Genomic DNA, 18,180 nt, shown 5'->3' with positions numbered 1-18,180 from the left:
TCAGTGCGTGCCCTGACACACTGCGAAGGCAGGTGCTGCGATGCAATGGGTGCTTCATCCACTCGACACGAAGCCCGCCATGACCATGCACTCGTTCCACCGTCCATCAGGCCGCGCGCTGGCAGCCGTCCTGATGCTGACCGCAGCCTTCGCCGCGCAGGCACAGTCGTCTTCCGCGGCGACCGATCCGCGCGGCCGCTGGATCACCGCGAACGGCAACCTCGAAGTTGAACTCGCACCGTGCGGCGCCGCGCTGTGCGGCACCGTCACCAAGGTCCTCGGCAATCGATCGATGGCACCCGGCGGCGGCGACATGCAACCCGCCGACAGCCGGCCGGCCCTCGGCATGACGCTGCTGAAAGACTTCACGCCCGTCGACGCGACCGATCCGTCCCGGCCGCCCACCGAATGGGCCGGTCAGATCTACAACCGCGAGAACGGCAAGACCTACAGCTGCAACATGTCTGTCAGCACCGACGGCAACGCGGCGGGCGAGCTGCTGCTGCGTGCGTACGTCGGGCTGCCGCTGTTCGGCAAGACGCAACGCTGGGTGCGCGCCGCGTCGGACAACTGAGTGCCGCCAGCTGCCATGCGCAGCCGGTCAGTCAGTCGGTCAGTCGCACCACGCGCCCGCTGCGCACGCCGAGCGATTCGCCATCGCGCCACGCCGGCCGCCCGTTGACGATGACGGCATCGATGCCCTCCGCACGCAGCGTGGGGGCCTCCCACGTCGCGCGGTCGGCAATCCGGCCGGCATCGAACACGGTGATGTCGGCAAAGGCGCCTTCGCACAGCACGCCGCGGCCGGGCAGGCGGAAATGCCGGGCCGTCAGCCCCGTCATCTTGTGCACCGCCTGTTCGAGCGAGAACAGGCCGACGTCGCGGCAGTAGTGGCCCAGCACGCGCGGAAAGGTGCCCCACAGGCGCGGATGCGGTGAGGTGTCGTGGGGCATGCCATCGGAGCCGATCATGGTCCGGGGAAAGGCCAGCACGCGCCGCACGTCGGCCTCGTCCATCAGGAAGTAGATGGCGCCGGCCGGCTGCAGCAGGTCGACTGCGTCTTCCACCGACACGCCGAGGCGCTGCGCGATCGCGTCGAGGTCCATGCCCGAGAACTCGGGGTGCGGTTGAGACTGCGTGACGATGATCCGGCTCGACACCGCAATGCGGTCCTTGCGCAGGATGGTGGAGCCCGCGCAGTAGGGATAGCAGTCGAGCGCGATGGGCTGGTGCGCCATCGCCTCGCGCACGTGCGCCAGCGTCTGCACCGAACGGCCATGGTTGCGCGGGCCGATGAGCTTGTGGTGCGACACCACCACAGGCGCCTGCGCCGCGCGGCCGATCGCGAAGGCTTCGTCCAGCGCGGCGAACACATGGTCGCCCTCGTCGCGGATGTGACTCGCGTACACGCCGCCGTAGGGCCCGATCACTTCGGCCACCCGCGCCATCTCTTCGGTCGTGGCCGGCATGGCCGTGGGGTAGGCCGCGCCGGTGGACAGCCCGATGGCGCCGCTGGCCATGGCCTCGTCGAGCAGGGTTCGCATGCGTGCGATTTCTTCCGGCGTGGCGGCCCGGTCGAGGCGCTCCATCGTCGCCGCGCGCAAGGTGGTGTGGCCCACCAGGCAGGCTGCGTTCACCGCAGCGGGCGCAGCCTCCAGGCGCGCGAGGTAGGCCGCGAAGGTGGCGTCGCCGAACAGGGCCGGGTCGTGGCCCAGCAGGTTCAGCGGCGGCGGCACGGTGGCGCCTGCCGGCGCGCCCCAGGGCGCGAGGCTGATGCCGCAGTTGCCGGTGACGACCGTCGTCACGCCCTGGCTCAGCTTGGCCGGCATGTCCGGGTCGAGCAGGAGGTAGCGGTCGTCGTGCGTGTGCGAGTCGATGAAGCCCGGCGCCACGATGCGGCCGGTGGCGTCGATCTCGGCCGTGCCACGCAGCGCCGACAGATCACCGATGGCGGCTACGCGCGCGCCACGGATGCCGATATCGGCCTTGCGTCGTGCGCTGCCCGTGCCGTCGATCAGCGTGCCGTGGCGCACCACGAGGTCGAAGTCGGCCATGTGCGTGCGCTTCAGTCGAGCTTGGCGCCCGAGTGCTTGACCACGTCGGCCCACACGGGACGCTCCTTCTTCGCGAGGTCGAACAGATCCTGGCGCGGACCGGTGTGGACCTCATAGGCCTGGGCGGCCAGCTGCTGTTTCACGGCAGGCGAATTCAATGCCTTGTTGAAAGCCGCGTTGAGGGCGTCGAGGATCTTCGGATCGACGCCGGCCGGCGCCACGTAGCCGGTCCACGCCACGGCCTGGTATTTCTTCAGGCCGGTCTCGGCGATGGTGGGCAGCTCGGGCAGGCGACTGTCGCGCGCGGCGCCGGTCACGGCCAGCGGCGTGATCTTGCCGCCCTTGAGGTGCGGAGCGATGGAGGTGATGTTCTCGAACACAAGGTCCACCTCGCCGCGCATCAGCGCCATGTCGGCTTCCAGCCCGCCCTTGTACGGGATGTGCACGATGGACACGCCAGCCATCGACTTGAACATCTCCGCGCTCAGGTGGCCGGTGGTGCCGTTGCCGCCGGAGGCCACGGTGAGCTTGCCGGGCTGCTTCTTTGCCATGTCGATGAGGCCGGCCACGTCCTTCACGCCGAGGTCGCTGCGCACGGCCAGCACGTTCTGCACGAATCCGGTCAGCGCCACCGGGGCGAGTTGCGTGTCGGCGTCGTAGGGCAGCTTCTTGTAGAGCGACTGGTTGATCGCCAGCGTTGCCACGTTGGCATAGGCGATGGTGTAGCCGTCCGCGGGGGCGGCGATGGTGGCCTGCGTGCCGATGATGCCGGAGGCGCCGACGCGGTTCATCACCACCACCGACTGGCCGAGGTCGCGGCCCACCGCATCGGCGAGCAGCCGCGAGACGATGTCGGGCGTGGTGCCGGCGTTGAAGGGCACGATCAGGGTGATCGGCTTGTCGGGGTACGCGGCCTGCGCGTAGCCGCACAGGGCGAGCGCGGCCAGCGGTGCGGCCAGCACATTCAAGAGCCAGCGGCGGGAGGCAAAGGAACGGACGTTGAAGAACGACATGGTCAAGGCTTTCTGAAGAAGATCGATGGAGGGGCTTGCGGTCTCCTGGGCGACGCTGCGCCGGGGCATGGCGGCGTCGGCCTCGTTGCTATGGGAATGGATGAAATGGGCGCTACGCCATCACGGATTGCAGGACCGGCAGGTCGACATTGCCGCCCGAGAGAACGAGCACGGCGCTCTGCCCGCGCAGCGAGACATGGCCGGCCAGCATGGCCGCGAGCGCCACGCTGCCGCCAGGCTCGACGACGAGGTGCAGTTCCTCCAGCGCGAATCGCATCGCGCGGGCCACCTCCGCATCCGTCACGGCGACGGCCTCGTGCAGCAGCGGCTGGTTGATGGCGAATGGCAGCTCGGCAGGCGTGACGGCTTGCAGGGCATCGCACAGCGTGCGGGCGCCGGGAGCGTTGGTCTCTCGCCGGCCGCTGCGCAGCGAGCGCACGGTGTCGTCGAAGCCCGCGGGCTCGACGGCCACGCGCCGCGCGCCGGGGCTCAGCGCATCGAGCACCAGGCAGCAGCCTGCCATGAGGCCGCCGCCGCCGCAGGGCGCTGCGAACAGGCCCAGGGTTTCGCGCGCACCGGCTGGCAGGTCTTGCAGCGCCTCCAGTGCCACGGTGCCCTGCGCGGCCAGCACCTCGGGGTGGTCGCCCGGCGGAATCAGCGTGCCGCCGGTCTCGGTCAGCAGGCGCATGCCGATGTCCTCGCGGCTTTCCCTCTCGCGGTCGTAGTGGATGACTTTCGCGCCTTGCGCGAGTGCGCGCGCCACCTTGGTCTTGGGGGCATCGACCGGCATCACGATGGTGGCCGACACGCCCAGTTGCCGCGCCGCCCAGGCAATCGCCTGGCCGTGGTTGCCCGTTGAATAGGCCACCACGCCGCGCTCCCGCTGCTGCGGCGTGAGCGCCAGCAGGGCGTTGAAGGCGCCGCGGGCCTTGAAGGAGCCGGTGACCTGCAGGCTCTCGGGTTTGATCCACACGGTGCCGCCCACCAGCGCGTCCAGCGCGGGCGAGCGCAGCAGCGGCGTGCGCTGCACGTATGGCGCAATGGCTTGTGCAGCGCGGAGCACGTCTTCGAAACGGGGCACGCGCATCGTGCCGAGCATCGCGTGCTCGATGTGGTCCGGCAGCGCCGTGGAGGAGGTGCTCGTCATCGCGCGGTCCTCCTTCACGCCGGTTGCCACACCGGGGGCTCGGTGCTGCCGGTCTGGCTGGTGAGCCGGGTGTAGGCTTCCAGGCGGCGGTGCTGGGCGAAGTTGAAGATGGTGTTGCGGCCCAGCTGGCACATGTCCAGGTTGCAGTCGGCCACCACCAGCTCGTCGTCCCAGCTGGTGGCCATGGCAATGATTTCGCCCTGGGGGTTCACGATGACGGAATGGCCCATCAACTCGAAGCCGTCTTCGTTGCCGGCCTTGGCCACGCCCACGCCGAAGGTGGCGTTCTGGTAGCACCCGGCCTGTATGGAAAGCTGGGAGTGAAAGTTGCGCAGGTGGTGCGCCTCGAAGCCGCGGTTTTCCTGGTTCACCGCCGGCGTGTTGTAGCCCAGCATGACCAGCTCGACCTGCTGCAGCCCGAGCTCGCGCCACGCTTCGGGCCAGCGGCGGTCGTTGCAGATCAGCATGCCCAGGTTCACGCCGTCCACGTCGCTCACCGGGGCGCGTACGACCGGAAAGCCCAGGTTGCCCACCTCGAAGTAGCGCTTTTCCAGGTGCTGCACCTTGCGGATGGTGGAGAACTCCTTGTGCCCGGGCAGGTGCACCTTGCGGTACTTGAGCACGATCTCGCCGGAAGGCGCGATCACCACCGAGGTGTTGAAGCGCCGCTTGCGCACCACACCGGTATCGTCGGCCTCGTGGGCGATCTCGGCGTAGCCCAGGTAGCAGGTGAGCCCGTAGCGGCGGATGGCATCGAAGATCGGCTGCGTGGCGGGCGAGGGCAGCGCCTCTTCGTACCACGGGTCGGCCTCGTCGAGGTTCTCGACGTACCAGCGCGGAAAGAAAGTGGTCAGCGCCAGTTCGGGAAACACCACGACATTGGCACCGCGCTGATGCGCGCGCTCCAGCAGGCGCACCATGCGAGCCACGACGACATCGCGGCCTTCGGCTTTCTGGATGGGCCCGAGCTGGGCGGCGGCGACGGTGATCAAGCGGTTCATGGCGGCAGAAAAGTTGGTCTGAGCCAAATGATCTGGCCCGCCGCCTCTGCGGCCAACTGCGCCTGAACCGCCCTGGCAGGCCGTGAGGGCATGCTTCGGATCTGTCGCAAGTGATTGATTTCAAACACAAAACCAGTGGTGCCCAAGGCGCTTCGACCAGCCCGTCGATAACCGCGCGTTATGCCCTGGGGACAAAAGGTGATGGACGTCCGGACCGCGCTGTCAATGGCGCGCAACGAACGGCGCGGCTCAGGGGCGAGGCGCACGCACGGGCGCATCCTCGCCCGGGTGCTCCGGCAGCGTGAGGGCGAGCGCACTGTCGCGGCCCTCCTGCTTCAACAGCCGCTTGAAGACGGCCAGGAACTCCTTCGCCATGGCCGACAGCGGGCTCACGTTGGTGTGGATCAGGTAGATGCGGTGCGCGAGCGCGGGCGAGAGCGGCTTGAGCACCACGCCATCCGTCATCACCGAGCGCCGCGCACCGAAGGCCTCGATCAGCGCCACGCCGACGCCTTCACGCACCAGCGCCATCGCCTCGGGCGTGGAGCGGATCTCGACGTCGGCGCGCAAGGGCAGGCCCGACGCGGCGAGGAAATCGGCTGTGAGCCGGCCGAAGGGTGTATCGCGTCCGTAGCCGATGAAGGTCTGGCCCACCAGGTCCGTCGCGCTCACCGCCTCGGCCTGCGCCAGCGGATGGCGCTCGGGCACCGCGCACTCGATGAAGCTGTGGCCGATCGCCCGCGATGCCGCGTTGGCACTGGCCGGCGGCGGCATCGAGGAGATCGCCAGGTCCGCGTGCCCCAGCAGCACGTGCGGCAGCAACTGGTCGAACGGCAATGGCCTGTACTTGATGCGCACATCGGGATAGCGGGCCCGAAAACGCTTGATCGCCACCGGTATCAGCCACTCGCTGAAGCTGGGGCTTGAGACCAAAGACAGCTCGCCATGGGAGCCGCCGACCAGGTCGGCCGCCAGTGCATTGAAGCGGCGCACGCCCTCGAGGATGCTTTCCACTTCCGAGAACAGCCGGCGCGCCTCGGGCGTGGGCTGCAGGCGCCCGCGCACGCGCTCGAACATCAGCATGCGCAGCCGGCTTTCGGTCGTGGCCAGCACGCGGCTGACGGCCGGCTGGGAAACGCACAGCATGCGCGCCGCCCCGCTGAGGGTGCCGGCAATCATGATGGCGTGGAAGACTTCGATCTGCCGCAGATTCAGCGGCACCGGCGGGGTCAGGATCGTGGCAGGCATGGCGCAGCACACCATGCAAGTAGCACGCCACCGTGCACGTAGGCTGTGGCCTAGCGCGCCCCGAACGCCGCGTTCTCGAACAGGTCCTTGAACTCTCGCGGCTGCGAGCGCCAGTACTGGTGCGGCGCTTTTACCTGCGCGCCCAGTTCGGCGGCGGCATGCCACGGCCAGCGCGGGTCGTAGAGGATCGCGCGCGCCAGCGACACCGCATCGGCCTGCCCCTTGGCAATGATTTCCTCCGCCTGCCGAGCCTCGGTGATGAGCCCCACGGCAATGACCGGCATGCCGACCTCCGACTTCACGCGTTCGGCAAACGGCACCTGGTAGCCCGCGCCAAGCGCGATGGCCTGCTTCGGCGACACGCCGCCGCTCGATACGTGGATGGCCGCGCAGCCGCGCGCTTCGAGCGCCTTGGCAAAGGCGACGGTGCCCTCGAGGTCCCAGCCGCCCGGCACCCAGTCGATGGCCGAGACACGCACCCACACCGGCTTGTCGGTGGGGAAGACTTCGCGCACTGCATCGAACACCTCGAGCGGAAAGCGCATGCGGTTCTCGAGGCTGCCGCCGTATTCGTCTTCCCGGTGGTTGGCCAGCGGCGAGAGGAACTGGTGCAGCAGGTAACCATGCGCCGCGTGGATCTCCAGGCCATCGAGACCCAGCCGCGCCGCGCGCCGTGCGGCTTCGACAAAGGCGTTGCGGATGCGGGCGAGCCCTGCGGCATCGAGCGCGATGGGCGGGTCTTCGGTGGGCGCATGCGGCACGGCAGAGGGCGCGTATGCCTTCCAGCCGCCCGGCTCTTCCGGCCGTATCTGCTTGCCGCCTTCCCATGGCGCGCGGCTCGATGCTTTGCGCCCGGCGTGGCCCAGTTGCATCGCGACCTTGATGGGCGAGTGCGCACGCATCGCATGCAGCACGCGCGCCAGGCCTTCTTCGTTGGCATCGGAATACAGCCCGAGATCGCCGGGCGAGATGCGCCCTTCGGCCTCCACCGCTGTCGCTTCAAGAATCAACAGCCCCGCTCCCGAGAGCGCGAGATGGCCCAGGTGAATCAGGTGCCAGTCGCCCGGCGTGCCGTCTGTAGCGGAGTACTGGCACATCGGCGCGATGACGATGCGGTTGTCGATTTGAAGAGGGCCGAGCCGCAGGGGCTCGAAGAGACGGGGCGTGCTGGTGCTCATGACGATGCGGCTCCACAGGTGCTGTAGTTGCGCGAATTCTGCGGGGTCTTCGCGATCGGTGCCGGGGCCGGCGCGGAAGCCTTGCGGCTCAGGGCGGTATGGATCAGCAGCGCGCCGACCACCATCGCCATGCCCACTGCCTCGTTCACCGTGGGCAGCCTGCCCAGTGCCGCGCTCATCAGCAGCGCCGACACCGGCACGAAGTTGATGAAGGCCGTGCCCGTGACCGCGCCCAGCGTGCGCACCCCGTAGTTGAAAGCCAGCACAGCGATGGCCGAAGACACCAGGCCGACGTACAGCAATGCCTGCCACGACAGGCGCAGTCCTTCCACGCTGGGCGCATGCGTCCAGCCCAGCAGCGTGCCCGCCAGGGCCGTGGCCAGCAGCAGCGGCCAAGAGGCCAGCACCGTGAGCGCGGTGTACTCGATCACGTCGAGTTCCGGAAAGCGCGCAGCGCCGCGCGTGTACCAGACCCAGCCCAGCGTACCGACGAAGGCCACAGCGTCGCCATAGAGCGTCGACTCGCCCGATGCCCCAGCGCCGAACAGCAGCCCCGACACGATGGCCACGCCCAGCAGAGACAGCGCCGTGGTCAGCAGCGTGGAACGGCTAGGCCGCACGCCGTCGAGCGCCCAGCGCAGCAGCTGCGTGGTCATGGGCGTGGTCGCCATGATCACCGCGCCATGCGAGGGCACCGAGTGCGCCAGGCCCGCCAGCAGCATCACGCTGAAGATGCCGAAGCCCGCGAACCCGCGCACCGCCAGCGGCCCGGCATGCTGGCGCAGCTTGCGCCACGGCGCCGTGCCGCGCGGAACAATCAGCAGCACGAACAGCAGCGCGGACATGCTGTAGCGGATGAGCGTGAACCACGCCGGCTCGACGTGGTGCAGCACGCCCTTGCTGACCAGAAACATGCCGCCCCACCCGGAGGTGGCGAGCAGCAGCGCGGCGATGCCGAGCAGGCGTTGGCGATGGGACATGGGGAAGCCTTTTCTTGCAATGAATCAATGTCCCGAGAATCGGTGCTGGGGGTCGCGAATGCCATTCGCTTCTTTGGACAGGGGTCTCCAAAAAAGCGAACAGACTGAAGCGGCCGCCAAGCTCACAATCCGCTCCCATGGAGCTCTACCAACTCAAGACCTTCGTCGCCATCGCCAAGGAAGGCAGCCTGACCCGCGCTGCCGAGCGCGTGTTCACCAGCGCACCGGCAGTGAGTGCCCAGCTCAAGGCGCTGGAAGACGAGCTCGGCGTGAAGCTGTTCGAACGCACGCCGAAGGGCATGTCGCCTACCGAGGCCGGCCTCAGCCTGCTGGAAGAGGCCGAGCGCACGCTGGCCTCCGCGTCGCGCATGCGCTCAGCGGCCGACCAGCTGCGCGGTGCGGCGCAGGGCTTGGTGCGCTTCGGCACTGTGGTCGACCCGGTGGCGCTGCGACTCGGCGAGGTGCTGGTGAAGCTGGCGGAGCGCCATCCGCAGGTCGCGCTGCAGCTGAAGCAGGGCCTGTCGTACGAAACGCTGTCGGCAGTGCAGCGCGGCGATCTCGACTGCGCTTACGTTCTCAGCGACGGTGAGCAGATCGATGGGCTGGAGCTGCATCGCCTTGGCGTGATCGATCTCGTCGTGACCCTGCCGCTACCGGTGGCCGAAGCGCACCCCGACCTCTCGCTAGATCAGCTCACGAACCTGCCATGGGTTGGCACGCCGCCTTCGTGCATCCTGCGCGTGCATCTCGAAAAGCTGTTCGCCGGCGCGGGCCGTGAATACCGCCAGGGCCGCACGGCCGATGGCGAGAGCGCCATCCGCAGCATGGTCGCAAGCGGCATGGGCGCGGGCCTGATGCGGCTCGACCAGGCCGAGCAGGGCGAGCGCAATGGCGAACTCGCGATCTGGAACGGATGGCGTTCGCACACGTGGCTGTGTTGGGTTGCGCCGGCTGAGGGCAAGCGGCCTGTGGCGGTTGATGCTGTGCGCAGTGCTGTGATGGAGGCTTGGGCCTGAGTCTTGGCGTTGTTCGTTCGGGGGCGCGCTCACGCCGACGGTGTGCTCTGCTCCGCGAATGTCCCCCGGCCTGCGGCCTCCTCCTTTATTTCGCTGCGCAGAGCACACCATCGACGTGATCGTTCAGAGCACTGGTTGATCGGCCAGCACAACAGCCGCGCCCATGTGCGAATGGCACCGGGTGCTCCCCGCAGCGAAATAAAGGAGGAGGCCGCAGGCCGGGGGACATTCGCGGAGGGGAGTACCCGGTGTCATTCGCACGCACCCTGAATGAACTGAACACACCCGAAGTCGGCGCTATTTGCACCCCCAGTGCCCATTCTTAAAAGCTTCTTCTTAACAGACATGCCAAACGGCTTATTGCCCGCGCAACGAGCCGCCGATACCTTCGAATCGCGCCTCATCCGAGGCGCGATTCGCATGGAAAACGGACAACCACACATGGCTCATTCACCCTCCGCGTTCCGGCCCAACTTCGGCCGGCGCCTGCAACAACTACTGGCGTGTGCCGCACTGCTCGCGACCGCTACCTTCGCATCGGCCGCCGAGCCCGCCAAAGACCACCCGCTGGTCGGTCGCTACGAAGGCTCGGTGATGGACGCCTTCCAGAGCAAGGACTACGACGAAGTCGGCCTGCTGCGCGAACCGATCCAGAACTGGGGCGACCCCGTGCCCAAGCCACGGCTGCTGCAAGTCGCGGGCAAGGTCTCGCTCTACTACTACCGCCTGCCCGACGGCCGCTCGCTGCTTGAAGTGCAACGCAACTACGAGGCCGCCCTCAAAGCCAAGGGCTTCCAGACACTGTTCGCGTGCGCCACCACCGACAGCAGCTGCTACAAGAAAGACCCCGACCGCGAAACGCCGTTCACCGACGTCTCGGTGCTGGCCAACACCATCGACACGCCCGAGTGGCCGATGATCGGCCGCGGCCGCCAGTTCGTGAGCAACTATTTCGACAACAGCGGCCGCTACCTGCTCGCGCAATATGACGGCCCCAACGGAAGGGTCTACGCCAGCATCGCGCTTGCCGAAGGCAACAGCCGCGGCAACTTCGCTTTCGTGCGCGTGGTCGAGAGCAAGGCGATGGAGTCCGACAAGATCGTCTTCGTCGATGCCACGGCCATGCAGAAGGGGCTGGCGGAGAACGGCCGCATCAGCCTCTACGGCATTCACTTCGACCTCGACAAGGACAGCATCAAGCCCGACTCGCGGCCCACGCTCGACGAGATCGCCAAGCTCATGCGCAGCAACCCGCAACTGCGCGTGCAGGTGGTGGGCCATACTGACGCGCAAGGCGAAGAGCCGCATAACGCCGACCTCTCGCGCCGGCGCAGCGTGTCGGTCATTGCGGCGCTTGCGAGGACGGGGCTCGATGCGCGGCGCTTCACTTCGCGCGGCGCCGGTTCCAAGGAGCCGGTGGCGCCGAACACCAACGAAGAAGGTCGCGCGAAGAACCGTCGCGTCGAACTGCTGCGGCTGTAGCCGCGCGGTCAGTCGGCGGTCAGCTGACGGTCGTCAGATCGGGGCCGGCTTGCAGTCGGTTTCCATGGATTGCCGGGATGGCAGGCCACGCTTGGGCCTGTCATCATTCGCGGCTGCATGAATAACGACTCGAAGAATTTTCTTGCCGATCTGTTGAATCGCGCCAGACAAGCCCTGGCGGACCCGGCGGGTGTGCTGCCCGCGGCAACGCCCGCCACCGGCGAAGCAGGGTGCGTGGTGTTCCTTGCCACTGGTGAAGACGACAGCCGGGCTCGCGTGGTCTCGGGGCGCGGCGCAGACATCGATGCAGCATGGCGCGCCGCCACCGAGAAAGCCAGACGCACCGGCCAGACACCACTGCACCTGCGCGCCGAAGTGGTCGATAAGGTCACGCCCATGAGCTGGGCCGCGCTGAAGGCGAAGCTCGCCAAAACCAAGCGCAACTACTTCAACGAAGGCATCGCCTTCGATGCGCGCTTCGAGTTCGCGCTGCTCGCGCAGGAAATGCACGGCAGCGCGATCCTCTACAACGGCGACGTGGAGCATGCCGAGCCCAACACCGGCAACCTGCGCCTGCACTGCAAGCGTCGCTTCGGCCGCGAGATCGACTTTCCCGCGGACGACGCAGCGCCCGTCTGGTGCTTCACCACGCGGGCCGTGTACGTGGACGCGAAGGGCGCATGGCCCATCACCGCAGAAGGCCAGGCGGCCGGCTTTCGCGAGCTGCGCGAGTGGAACGCACAGCAGATCCACGCGCTGGTCGACAACGCCGGAAACTACCTCGCCGAACAGGTTCAGCCCACGGGCGAGTTCCACTACGGCTGGTTTCCCTGCTTCGACCGCGCCATCCCCACCTACAACACGCTGCGCCACGCCAGCTCCACCTACGCGATGCTGGAAGCATGGGAGCTCACGCGCAACGACACGCTCAAGGCAGCCATCGACCGCTCGCTGGCCTTCCTCGCCGGCACGCTGATCCGCCCGGCCCATCTGCCGGACGGCACACGCGCTGCCTATCTGCTGGACATCGGCAGCGAGATCAAGCTCGGCGGCAACGCTGTGTGCCTGCTCGCACTGGTCAAGTACACCGAGCTCACCGGCGACAGGAAATACCTGCCGCTGCTGGAGCAGCTCGCGCTCGGCATCCGCCACATGCAGGACGCGGAGACGGGCAGCTTCGTGCACGTGCTGAATGCGCCCGCGCTCGACGTGAAGGACAGGTTCCGCGTCATCTACTACGACGGCGAAGCGGCCTTCGGTCTGATGCGGTTGTATGGCCTCACGCGCGACGAGCGCTGGCTCGCTGTCGTCGAGAAGGCTTTCGATCATTTCATTGCCGCCGAACACTGGCGCGCGCACGACCACTGGCTGAGCTACTGCGTCAACGAACTCACGCGCTACCGGCCCGAGACGCGCTACTACCAGTTCGGCCTGCAGAACGTGGCGGGCTATCTCGACTTCGTGCTGGAGCGCATCACCACCTTTCCCACGCTGCTCGAACTGATGATGGCCGCGCGCGACATGGTGCTGCGGCTCGAAGCCGACCCCGCATTGCGCCCGTTGCTGGCCGGGCTCGACCGCGACAAGTTCGACCGCGCGCTGGTGTACCGCGCGCGCTACCTCGCCAATGGCCACTTCTGGCCCGAGCTGGCGATGTTCTTCCGCAACCCGGCGCGCATTGCCGGCTCGTTCTTCATCAAGCACCACAGCTTTCGCGTGCGCATCGACGACGTGGAGCATTACCTCTCGGGGTATGTGGCGTACCACCGGATGCTGAAGGAGCGCGAGGCACAGCAAGACACGCAAGCAACAACAGCTACCGGCATCGTTGCCTGGGGCGGTGACGTGAATCTCTCGCGCCGCCAGCACTACCGATTGCACGAACTCGGCGGCGCGAAAAAGATGCTCGGCGGCATCGCCGCGCTGCGCGAGGCCGACCTGCGCATCGCGAACCTCGAATGCGTGGTCGCCACCGTCGGCGAGCAGGGCGTCGACAAGGACGAGACCGCGCCCTACTACTACCGCGCCCGCCCCGAAATGCTCGCGGTGCTGACCGAGGCCGGCATCGGCATGGTCACCACCGCCAACAACCACAGCGGCGACTACGGCCCCGATGCGCTCATGGAGCAGCAGGGCTTGCTGGATGCCGCGGGCATCGCTCATGCCGGCACCGGCCGCACGCTGGAGGCCGCGCTGCGGCCGGCGTTCCGGCGCGCGGGCGGCTTGCGCGTGGCGCTGTTTTCGCTCGACGCCACGCAGCCGGAATTTGCCGCCACCGCCGAGCGTGCGGGCGCCGCGTGGCTGCCACTGGACGACCCGGCCGCGTGGACCGCCACGCTCGTGCCGCGCATCGAGGCCGCGCGCCGCGAAGCCGACGTGGTGCTGGTGGCGGTGCATTGGGGCGCCAACCTCGAGACCGAACCCACGCAAGCCGAGATCGCCGTCGGCCACGCCATCGTCGATGCCGGCGCGGACGCGGTCCTCGGTACTTCGGCGCATGTGCTGCAGGGCATCGAGATCTATCGCGGCCGGCCGATCCTGCATGACGCCGGCGACCTGCTGTTCGACTCGGTGCGCAACGACTTCGGGGACTCGGGCGTGTTCTCGCTGACGCTGGGCCCGCGCGGCGTCGAGGAGGTGATGTTCACGCCCATTGGCATCGGCTTCGGCTTCTCGCGCCAGCTCGAAGGAGACAAGGCCCAGGCTTTGAGCGAACGCTTTGCCGCGCAATGCCGCGCGCTTGGCACGGAGATGCTGCCGGTGTCTGGCGGCCGTTGCATGGTGCGGCTGTCGCCGCCCGAGCGGCCTGCCTTCCAGCCCGACCTGGCCTCCGCAGCCGCTCCGGTCTTCAGCCCGGCGCCTGTCGTCGAGCGAGTGCATGTGCCACGGCCCGAATGGCTGGTCGACGTGGTGCCCGACGACGCGCGCATCACGCCGCTGCAGATCGGCCCGCTGCGCCTCGTGGGCCTGCGTTGCACGCCGCGGCAGATCGTCGGGCGCCGCATGCTGTGGGTCGAATCTTTCTGGACCGCTGATGAGGCCGTTGCGGCCGACCTGCGCTTGTACTTCCGCGCGATGCCGATGCGCAGCACCCGCATGCCGCCCTGGGGCGAGAGCATGGATCACGACCCCTGCGACTGGATGTGGCCCACCAGCCGCTGGGAGCCCGGCCGCATCTACCGCGACCGCTACGGCCTGCGCCCGCCGCGCGGCAGCTTGCTCGAAAGTGACGTGCTGCAGCTCGAAGTGAGCGTGCGCGGCGACCTGCCCGACCTGCCGCCCGCACGTCGTCTCGCGCTGTGGTGCGGCCTGCGCGTGCCGAACGCTCCCACGCCGCTGCCGGAACGCGCCGCGCCCGTGCTCATGGCCGACCGCCCCGGTGCGGGCCCCGACCCCGCGCCTGTGTGGACTGCCGAGCAACTGAAAAAAGCCACGCGTGGCCGCTGGCTCGTCGAGCCGCCGCCGGGCTGGTTCGCCAACTCGGTGGTGCGCGGGCCGGTCCACATGGAACTGCTGCCGAAGCCCTCGCTCTTCATCGCCTCCGACTACCGCACACTGGCCGCGCACGAGAACTACAGCAAGCCGCGCACCGACAACTGGGACCGCCACCTCGAATTGCCCCGCCTGCACTCCGAGCTGGCAGGCGCCGTGGTCGCGCACGCGGTGGACGGGCTCGATCCGGCCTTCCCGCTGCTGCAGGTGGACGACCCCATTGCCGCGATGCTCGCCATGGGCGCTGCCGCGCGGTCGCGCTACAAGGGCTTGATGGTGGGCGTGACCGGCACGGTAGGCAAGTCGTCCACCATCGCGATGCTGCGCGACCTGCTGCCCGAGCGCGCGCGCGTGCACACCACCATCGACAACTACAACTCGCGCGTCGGCGTGCCCGCCATGCTGGCCAACCTCGGGCCCGACGTGGATGTGTGCATCCTCGAAATGGCGCAGAGCGGGCTGTGGATGGACCGCGGCCCGATCTCGCTGGTGGCGCGGCCGCACGTGGCACTCATCACCGAGATCGGCCTGTCGCAGACGCGCCAGGCCTCGACGCTGGAGCTCACGGCCGAATACAAGTCGCGCATCTTCCTGGGGCTGGAGCCCGGCGGCGTGGCGATCGTGCCCGATCACATTGCCTGCCTGCAGCAGGTGGTGGCAGCGGCCGCGCGCACGGCGGGCGCCATCTGGGTGGTGGGCACCGGGCCCGACGCCAACGTGCGCATTGTCGACACCCGGCCCGAGCCCGGTGGCGGCTGCCGCGTGCGCATTGCCGTGCCGGGGCGCACGCTGGAGTACCTGTTCCCGGTCGAGAGCGCGGGGCTGGTGCGCAACTCGGCGCTCGCGTTCGCGGCTTTGCTGGCCATGGGCTTCGATGGCGAAGCCGCCTGCGCGCGCATGCCGCATGTGCGCCTGCCGGCCTCGGTGATGCAGGTGCGCGCGCTGCGCACGCAGGCCGGCGTGCAGGCCACGCTGATCGACGACAGCTGGAACGCCGAAGTCATGTCGATGCACAACGCAATGGAGTTCGTGCGCACCTGGCAGCGCGCGGAGAGCAACGGCCCCGTGGTGCGCAAGATCGGCGTGTTCGGGCGCATCGTCAACCTCGACAACGACGCCGAGGCCATGCACCGCAGCCTGGCCGCGCCGCTGCTGGCATCGGGCATCCAGCACCTCGTGACGCACGGCGAAGAGATGCGCTGGCTGCGCGAGGAAGTGCCCACCGAACTGCTCGGCCCGCACTTCGACAACGCCGTGCAGCTCGCGAACTACCTCGAAGGCTTCTTGCGCGACGGCGACCTGGTGCTGGTGAAGGGCGACCGCGACCGATCCGACTTCGGTAGCATCCCCGCACTGCTGCAACGGCTATGACCAAACCGGGCCTCTTCTTCCTGCGGTGCGCGCGTGGCGCCCTCGTGCTGCTCGCGCTGGCGCAGGCCGCCTGCGCGCAGCGCACCGGCCCCGACGTGCCTCGGCCCTTTGCCGCGGCCAACGACGAAGTGCTGCACTGGAACCAGCCCGCCGACCGCGCCAGCTGCCCCGACCGCAACAGCTACCTGTGGGTGCAGACCGCAGAGGGCCCCGCCTGCATCCGCTACTTCGCGAGCGACGACATCGAGGGCGCGCGCATCGCCATCGTGCAGTTCTCGGGCGACCGCGACAGCGTGATGGACCAGGCGCCCACGCGCATTCCCGATAACACCGAAGACCTGCGCACGCTCGATGCGCAGCGCAGCCGCGACCGCGCGGGCGTGCCGTGGATCTTCGTGGCGCGGCCCGGCACGTACGGATCGTCGGGCGACCACCGCAAGCGCCGGCAGCTGGTGGAGTTTCACGCACTCGATGCGGCACTCGACGCGCTCATGCAGCGCCACAGGCTGCAGCGCATCGTCATCGTCGGCCACAGCGGCGGCGCCACCGCAGGCGCTGCGCTGCTCACGCTAGGCCGCACGCGCGTGGCCTGCGCGGTGCTGACTTCGGGCGCCTACGGCCTGCTGGAGCGCGCGCGCATGCTGGGCCGCTCGAGAGACGGTCGCACCGACACCACGGGCAGCACGCAGTTCTACGACCCGATGGACCATGTCGTCGGCATCGTGCGCGACCCGGCGCGACGCATCGTGCTGATCGGCAATCGCGAAGACAGGAACACGCCCTTCGCGCTGCAGGAGCGCTTTGCCGACGCCGTGTCCAAGGCCGGCCATCGCATCGAACTGCGCACGCACGCCGCCGAGCCGCCTGACTACCATGACCTCAAGGACCGCATCGCGCTGCGCACCGCTTCGCAGTGCGCGCGCGAGGCGTTGTTCCCCTAAACAATTCCGGCAGGCAGGAGACACATGAGCAACAGCATCACATCGCGCGAGTTCGGCCGCATGCCCGACGGCCGCGCCGTCACCGAATACACCCTGGACAACGGCCGCGGCCTGAGCCTGAGTGCCATCAACCACGGAGGCATCGTCACCGCATTGCGCGTGCCCGACCGCGATGGGCACAGCGCGAACATCGTGCTGGGCTTGCCGACACTCGCCGACTACCGCAAGCCGCATCCGCACTTCGGCACCATCGTCGGACGCTTCGCGAACCGCATCGCGGCGGGGCGCTTCACGCTCGACGGCACGGTGCATCAGCTGGGGCTGAACGATGGCGTCAACTCGCTGCACGGCGGCGCCAAGGGCTTCGGCACGCGCTTCTGGGAGATCGTGCCGCTGTCGGCGCAAGAGGCCGGCGACGACATCGCCATCGAGCTGCGCTACACCAGCGCCGACGGCGAAGAAGGCTACCCCGGCGAGGTACAGATGACGGTGCGCTACACGCTGAGCGCGAACGCCAACACATGGCGCATCGACTACAGCGCCCTGACCGACAAGCCCACCGTGCTGAACCTGAGCCACCACGACTACTTCAACCTCGCGGGCAGCGGCTCGGTGATGGACCACCGGCTGACGATTTCCGCGAGCCGTTATTGCCCAGTGGATGCGACGCTGATTCCGACAGGCATCGCCGACCTGGCTTCGACGCCGTTCGACTTTCGTACTGCAACGCACATCGGAGAGCGCATCCGCGAAGACCACGAACAGTTGCTGCTTGCGCATGGCTACGACCACAACTGGGTGCTGGACCGTGCTCAGGTCGATCGCGGCCTTGCTCTGGCGGCACGGCTGGAGCACGAGGCCACAGGCCGCGTGATGGAAGTGCATACCAGCGAGCCCGGCGTGCAGTTCTATTCGGGCAATTTTCTCGACGGCAGCCTCATGGGCAGCGCGGGTGCAAGTCTGCGGCAGGGGGACGGGTTGTGCCTGGAGACGCAGCACTATCCGGATTCACCGAATCAGCCTGGGTTTCCGTCTACGGTGCTGCGGCCGGGGGAGGTGTTTCGCAGTGCGACGGAGCACCGGTTTTTTGCGTGAAGCCATCGCCGCAATCGGAATCAATTTACAGAGCCTCGAGCGGTCCGCGACGGCTGGAAATCGCATGTGCCGTTGGTCGCCACAGCCTGTTGGTCACGAACTCCGCCGCATGGACTGGCCCGGCATGGGTGAACACCACAGGGCAAAAGGGCAATGCAGCCA

General features: G+C 68.2%; 13 protein-coding genes. 6 read left to right on the top strand and 7 right to left on the bottom strand.

The features are described 5' to 3' along the window. The first annotated feature begins 40 nt into the window (after positions 1 to 40). Complete coding sequence (locus NWF24_RS26405; RefSeq protein ID WP_258351130.1) at positions 41 to 574, top strand: DUF2147 domain-containing protein; 534 nt, start codon at positions 41 to 43, stop codon at positions 572 to 574. A 31-nt stretch (positions 575 to 605) separates the two neighbouring features. Here NWF24_RS26405 and NWF24_RS26400 read toward each other — a convergent pair whose 3' ends face one another. From NWF24_RS26400 to NWF24_RS26370, 7 genes are all read right to left on the bottom strand, one after another. Further along, positions 606 to 2,054 (bottom strand): N-acyl-D-amino-acid deacylase family protein, encoded by a 1,449-nt coding sequence (locus NWF24_RS26400; RefSeq protein ID WP_258351129.1) that lies wholly within the window; start codon positions 2,052 to 2,054, stop codon positions 606 to 608. A gap of 11 nt (positions 2,055 to 2,065) precedes the next feature. Then, positions 2,066 to 3,067, bottom strand: a complete 1,002-nt coding sequence (locus tag NWF24_RS26395) for a Bug family tripartite tricarboxylate transporter substrate binding protein (protein WP_258351128.1) — start codon at positions 3,065 to 3,067, stop codon at positions 2,066 to 2,068. Between the two features lie 112 nt (positions 3,068 to 3,179). Further along, positions 3,180 to 4,214 carry a threonine ammonia-lyase gene (locus NWF24_RS26390; protein WP_258351127.1) on the bottom strand — a complete coding sequence of 345 codons (1,035 nt, stop codon included), beginning with the start codon at positions 4,212 to 4,214 and terminating at the stop codon, positions 3,180 to 3,182. Between the two features lie 14 nt (positions 4,215 to 4,228). Beyond that, a complete protein-coding gene (locus tag NWF24_RS26385; protein ID WP_258351126.1) occupies positions 4,229 to 5,215 on the bottom strand; it encodes an N-carbamoyl-D-amino-acid hydrolase in 987 nt (328 codons plus the stop codon). A 249-nt stretch (positions 5,216 to 5,464) separates the two neighbouring features. Beyond that, positions 5,465 to 6,463 (bottom strand): LysR substrate-binding domain-containing protein, encoded by a 999-nt coding sequence (locus tag NWF24_RS26380; protein WP_258351125.1) that lies wholly within the window; start codon positions 6,461 to 6,463, stop codon positions 5,465 to 5,467. A 50-nt stretch (positions 6,464 to 6,513) separates the two neighbouring features. Then, positions 6,514 to 7,641 carry an NADH:flavin oxidoreductase/NADH oxidase gene (locus NWF24_RS26375; protein WP_258351124.1) on the bottom strand — a complete coding sequence of 376 codons (1,128 nt, stop codon included), beginning with the start codon at positions 7,639 to 7,641 and terminating at the stop codon, positions 6,514 to 6,516. Next, positions 7,638 to 8,621: a DMT family transporter gene (locus NWF24_RS26370; protein WP_258351123.1), complete on the bottom strand. Its 984-nt coding sequence runs from the start codon at positions 8,619 to 8,621 to the stop codon at positions 7,638 to 7,640. The genes NWF24_RS26375 and NWF24_RS26370 overlap by 4 nt, the downstream gene beginning before the upstream one ends. Positions 8,622 to 8,758: 137 nt before the next feature. Between NWF24_RS26370 and NWF24_RS26365 the strand changes: the two genes are divergently transcribed. From NWF24_RS26365 to NWF24_RS26345, 5 genes are all read left to right on the top strand, one after another. After that, on the top strand, positions 8,759 to 9,637 hold the full coding sequence (locus tag NWF24_RS26365; protein ID WP_258351122.1) for a LysR family transcriptional regulator: 879 nt from the start codon (positions 8,759 to 8,761) through the stop codon (positions 9,635 to 9,637). Between the two features lie 441 nt (positions 9,638 to 10,078). Continuing rightward, positions 10,079 to 11,119 (top strand): OmpA family protein, encoded by a 1,041-nt coding sequence (locus NWF24_RS26360; protein ID WP_258351121.1) that lies wholly within the window; start codon positions 10,079 to 10,081, stop codon positions 11,117 to 11,119. Positions 11,120 to 11,236: 117 nt separating this feature from the next. Then, a complete protein-coding gene (locus tag NWF24_RS26355; protein WP_258351120.1) occupies positions 11,237 to 15,982 on the top strand; it encodes a CapA family protein in 4,746 nt (1,581 codons plus the stop codon). Next, positions 15,979 to 16,923 (top strand): alpha/beta hydrolase family protein, encoded by a 945-nt coding sequence (locus NWF24_RS26350; protein ID WP_258351119.1) that lies wholly within the window; start codon positions 15,979 to 15,981, stop codon positions 16,921 to 16,923. Before NWF24_RS26355 ends, NWF24_RS26350 begins: the two co-directional genes overlap by 4 nt. A gap of 24 nt (positions 16,924 to 16,947) precedes the next feature. After that, on the top strand, positions 16,948 to 18,018 hold the full coding sequence (locus NWF24_RS26345) for an aldose epimerase family protein (RefSeq protein ID WP_258351118.1): 1,071 nt from the start codon (positions 16,948 to 16,950) through the stop codon (positions 18,016 to 18,018). The last annotated feature ends 162 nt before the right edge of the window (positions 18,019 to 18,180 follow it).

The sequence above is a fragment of the Variovorax paradoxus genome, assembly GCF_024734665.1.
In the GTDB taxonomy this organism is placed as follows: Bacteria; Pseudomonadota; Gammaproteobacteria; order Burkholderiales; family Burkholderiaceae_C; genus Variovorax.
The sequence above is the reverse complement of the archived record's forward strand: the minus strand, read 5'-3'. Positions and strand labels throughout refer to the sequence as shown.